Here is a 4,537-nt window from a genome sequence, read left to right on the forward strand (position 1 = left end):
CCGGCCGATACCGACGTAACCGGTTGGATTCAGAATCGTGCCAACGCATTGCTCGAGAGCGGCCTCAAGGAAATACGCCGCATGCCTGCGGCGCAGGCGCGACGTGCGGCGACAACCCATCAGCACGATTTCATCGACGCATACGTCAGCGATCTTGCGCAGGCCATCGATTTCGATGCCATCCGTGCCAGCGGAGTCCACCTGGGCGTCGATCCGCTCGGTGGTGCCGGCGTGCATTACTGGGCGCCGATTGCCGATCGCTACAAGCTCGACCTTACCGTGGTCAGCGAAACGGTCGATCCGACTTTCGGATTCATGACGGCAGACTGGGACGGCAAGATCCGGATGGATCCATCGTCGTCATATGCGATGCAGCGCTTGATCGGGCTCAAGGATCGTTACGATGTGGCCTTCGCCTGCGATACGGATCATGACCGCCATGGCATCGTGACCCGGAGCGGAGGCCTGCTGCTGCCGAACAACTATCTGGCCGTGCTGGTCGACTATCTCTTTCAACAACGCCCCCTATGGAACGGCGCAGCGGCTGTCGGCAAGACACTGGTCAGCACTGCATTGATCGACCGCGTGACGAAACGGCTGGGGCGCACGCTTTACGAAGTACCTGTCGGCTTCAAATGGTTTGTCGGCGGCCTGTTCGACGGGTCGTTGGGCTTCGGCGGGGAGGAGAGTGCCGGCGCCTCCTTCCTGCGTAAAGACGGCACCGTGTGGGCGACCGACAAGGATGGCATCGCTGCGGCCCTGATGTCGGCCGAGATGACCGCGCGCTGCGATCGCGACCCTTATGAGTCGTATCGTCTGCTGGCTGCCGAACTGGGCGACCCGGTATCGGATCGGGTCGAAGCACCGGCCAATGCCGAGCAGAAATCGACGTTGTCGCGATTGTCTCGGGACCACGTCAATATCGCCACCGTGGCTGGCGAGGCGATCGAGAGCGTGCTGAATCGTGCGCCAGGCAACGGTGCGGCCATCGGCGGTATCAAGGTGACCTGCAAGAGCGGTTGGTTTGCGGCCCGGCCATCCGGCACGGAAGACATTTACAAGATCTACGCGGAAAGTTTTCAGGACGAGGCTCATTTGCAGGCGTTGCTGGAAGAGGCGCGGCAGATTGTCGATGCCGCGCTCGCCGAACCATAGACGACGTATCGACTGTCCGTGCCCAGGGACAGACAAGGAGTGAGGAGATAGAGAACCCCCTGGGGATTCTGCTCGCTCCCCTACGTCAAGCCTTCCCTTCATGGTTTGCCGGCATCCACAATGAGCGCCATGGAGCCTCTTTTCCCAACGCTGCTGGGCCCGACATCTGGCGCGGCCTGCCCGTTCCGGTCCAGCGCATGCACGGCTCGCCAGCGCGCGTGGTCGCCGACGGCGAAGCGGATATCGAAGGCACGCGCCATGGTCTGGCCAGACTGCTCCGCCAGGTTCTTGGCTTGCCCGAATCCGGACCGCTACGAAAAAAGAAAAAGCCCGCCATAAGGCGGGCTTTTTCAAAACCGTCGAACGCGATCAGGCCGCGCTGGCGACGCCGTAACCCTTCAAGCGCTGTGCAAAAGCCTGCAGGGCATGGATACCGCTCTGCTCGGCCTCGTGGATCCACTGCTGCAGACCCTTCAACGCCTGATCCGCACCGCGTTGCTCCATCAGTGCCGACAAGCGGGCGCGGAAATCGCAAACGGTCGACAGGTTGGGGCGCTTGGCCAGCACGGCCTGCATGCGCTCGCGACCTTCGCTATCCAGCCAGCGACCGCCGTCGGCCAGCGCCAGACGCATGCGACGCGGCACGGCCTTGAGGCTTTCGCCCGCATGCTGCGCTTCGTCGCGCAGGGTCGGCACGATCACTTCGCGGTAGAAATCGGTCATCGCCTGGAAGCGATGGGTCAACACAGCCTTGAGCGTTTCCGCGTCGGGCAGGTGCACGTTCGGACGCACGTCCAGCGCCGGTGCCACGCGCAGCACCTTTGCCAGGCCGACGGCGCGCAGCACGCAGATCGCGGCCCAGCCGATATCGAACTCCCACTTGCGCAGGGCGAACTTGGCCGAGCTCGGGAAAGCATGATGATTGTTGTGCAGCTCTTCGCCGCCGATCCAGAAACCCCACGGAATGAGGTTGCGTGCGGTATCGGCACTTTCGAAGTTGCGATAGCCCCAGTAATGGCCGATGCCGTTGACGAAACCGGCCGCCCAGAACGGGATCCAGATCATCTGCACGGCCCAGATGGCCATGCCGACCACGCCGAACAGCGCCAGGTCGATCACCGCCATCACCACCGGGCCCCAATAGGGGTGGCCGGCGTAGAGCTTGCGCTCGATCCAGTCGTTCGGCGTACCGCGGCCGTACTTCTCGAGGTCTTCCTTGATCATGCTCGCTTCGCGATAGAGCGAGACACCGTCGAAGAACACTTTCTTGATGCCGAAGATCTGTGGACTATGCGGATCTTCCTCGGTTTCCACCTTGGCGTGATGCTTGCGGTGCACCGCCACCCACTCCTTGGTGACCATGCCCGTGGTGAGCCAGCCCCAGAATCGGAAGAAATGCGAGATCAGTGGATGCAGGTCGACGCCACGATGCGTCTGGCAGCGGTGCAGGTACAGCGTCACCGTAAAAATGGTGAGCTGGGTCAGGACCAGGGTGTAGATCAGCATGGTGCCCCAGCCGGCATTAAGCAGGCCCTGGGACAGGAACGTCAGAACTGCATCAAGCATGTATTTGCACTCAGGTATTTGGGCTTGAGTCTAGAGCTAAGAGGCCGTACTCGCCAGCATGGAAAGGCTCAATCTGAACGGGCGAATGTGCTGCAATTCGCACCGTCTCGTGTCGCACGGTTGTTTAACGAAACCGGCGCCGTGACAATCACGCAATGACCGCGCCTACTCCCGTTTTACAGCTGGATGACTTGAGCCGACACCGTGCAGGGCGCCCCGCCGTGCGCAATCTCAGCCTGACCCTGGATTCGGGACAGGTACTGGGTTTGCTGGGCATCAACGGGGCGGGCAAATCCACCACGCTATCGATGATCGCCGGAGCCCTCCGGCCTGACAGCGGGCAGATCCGGCTCGACGGCGAGGATTTCCTGGAGCAGCCTGAGCTGGCGCGCCGGGGCATCGGCTGGCTTCCGGAGCGAGCGCCACTATGGCCGGAATTAACCGTCGTCGAACATCTTGAGGCTCATGGCCGGTTACGGGGGCTGTCCGGTGCGACATTGTGTCAGGCCCGCGATGCCACCCTGGAGCGATTGGACCTGAACGGCATGCGTCGTCGCCTGGCCGGCGTGCTCTCGCAAGGCCAGCGGCAGCGCCTGGGCCTGGCTTGCGCGTTACTGCACCGGCCAAGGCTGGTGGTGCTGGACGAGCCGGCCAATGCGCTCGACCCCGTGCAGGTCGCGGCCTTGCGCACATTGATTCGTGCCCTCGCAGCCGAGGGCACGGCCGTGATCCTTTCCACCCATCTGCTGGCCGAGGTAACGGCGGTATGCGACCGCGTGGCGATACTCCACGAGGGCCAGTTGCGCCACGACGCTGCCTTGGCAGGCACCGACCATCAGGCACTGGAACAGGTGTTTTTCGATATCGCCCTGCGCGGCGCCCAACAGGCGGCATGAGGAAACAAGCGGCATGAGTGTTCTGGCGGTGATGCGGTTGGAGTTGCGCCGCCTGTTCGTGCGCCCGCTGGCCTGGGTATTGGCTGCGCTGACGCTGGGCGAACTGGCGTGGCGCTTTGCTTTGTTGTTGGACGTGTTTCTCGGTGCGCAGCTGCAGCTGGCCGCCGCACCGGGCGGGCCTGGCTATACCGATCTGGTCGCGGTACCGATGCTGAGCAGCCTGCTGACCGGCAGCCCTGTGCCGTTCGGGTTGCTGGAGCTGGCCTTGGTGGCCGTGCCCCTGCTGACCATGTCCAGCCTGGCCAGCGAGCGCGCCCAAGGCACCCTGCCCCTTCTGTTCGGCACCGGGCTGCCCGCCTGGCAGATTGTGCTGGGGAAATACCTCGCGATCCTGGCCTGGCTGCTGCTGTGGCTGGTCCTGGCACTGGCAATGCCCCTGAGCCTTGCCCACGGCACACATATCGATGCCGGGAAACTGGCGGCGGCCATGTTGGGCAGTTTTCTGACGCTCGCCGCGTTGGCCGCGATCGGTATCGCCTGCTCGGCCTTCGCATCGTTGTCGGCAGTCGCGGCCATCGCCGCACTGATCGTCGGCCTGGCCTTGACCTCGGTGAATCTGGGTGCACGGATGGCCGGGGCCGGTAACAGCCTCTTCGACTGGCTTGCCTTAAGTACGCATCTGGAAAACCTGCTGCGTGGGCTGGTCTCCACGGCCGATATCGCCTGGTTCGTGTTGATTACCGCCTTCGCACTCGCACTGGCCACCCGCCGGCTGGCTGCCGACAAGGAGCGTGGCTGATGCGCCGGATCGCCCAACGCCTCGACGGCTGGCTGTTTGCCGCAGCACTGCTGGTCGGCTTTGCCGCGCTCGGCTATTTGAGCACGCGGTACCAGCACACCTCGGACTGGACTTACGGCGG

4 protein-coding genes are annotated in these 4,537 nt (G+C 63.4%); 3 read left to right on the forward strand and 1 reads right to left on the reverse strand.

The features are described from left to right. On the forward strand, nucleotides 1–1,155 hold a 1,155-nt coding region (locus VIM98_RS11345; protein ID WP_331993219.1), incomplete at its 5' end, for an alpha-D-glucose phosphate-specific phosphoglucomutase. Nucleotides 1,156–1,524: 369 nt separating this feature from the next. On the opposite strand, the gene VIM98_RS11350 is transcribed toward VIM98_RS11345, so the two are convergent. Beyond that, complete coding sequence (locus tag VIM98_RS11350; protein WP_331993220.1) at nucleotides 1,525–2,721, reverse strand: DesA family fatty acid desaturase; 1,197 nt, start codon at nucleotides 2,719–2,721, stop codon at nucleotides 1,525–1,527. Nucleotides 2,722–2,876: 155 nt separating this feature from the next. On the opposite strand from VIM98_RS11350, the gene VIM98_RS11355 reads away from it, so the two are divergent. Both VIM98_RS11355 and VIM98_RS11360 read left to right on the forward strand, forming a co-directional pair. Next, entirely contained in the window at nucleotides 2,877–3,617 is a 741-nt protein-coding gene (locus VIM98_RS11355; protein WP_331993221.1) for an ABC transporter ATP-binding protein, read from the forward strand. A 13-nt stretch (nucleotides 3,618–3,630) separates the two neighbouring features. Then, complete coding sequence (locus VIM98_RS11360; protein WP_331993222.1) at nucleotides 3,631–4,416, forward strand: ABC transporter permease; 786 nt, start codon at nucleotides 3,631–3,633, stop codon at nucleotides 4,414–4,416. Nucleotides 4,417–4,537: the final 121 nt, after the last annotated feature.

This window comes from Dyella sp., assembly GCF_036568765.1.
Taxonomy (GTDB): Bacteria; Pseudomonadota; Gammaproteobacteria; order Xanthomonadales; family Rhodanobacteraceae; genus GSA-30.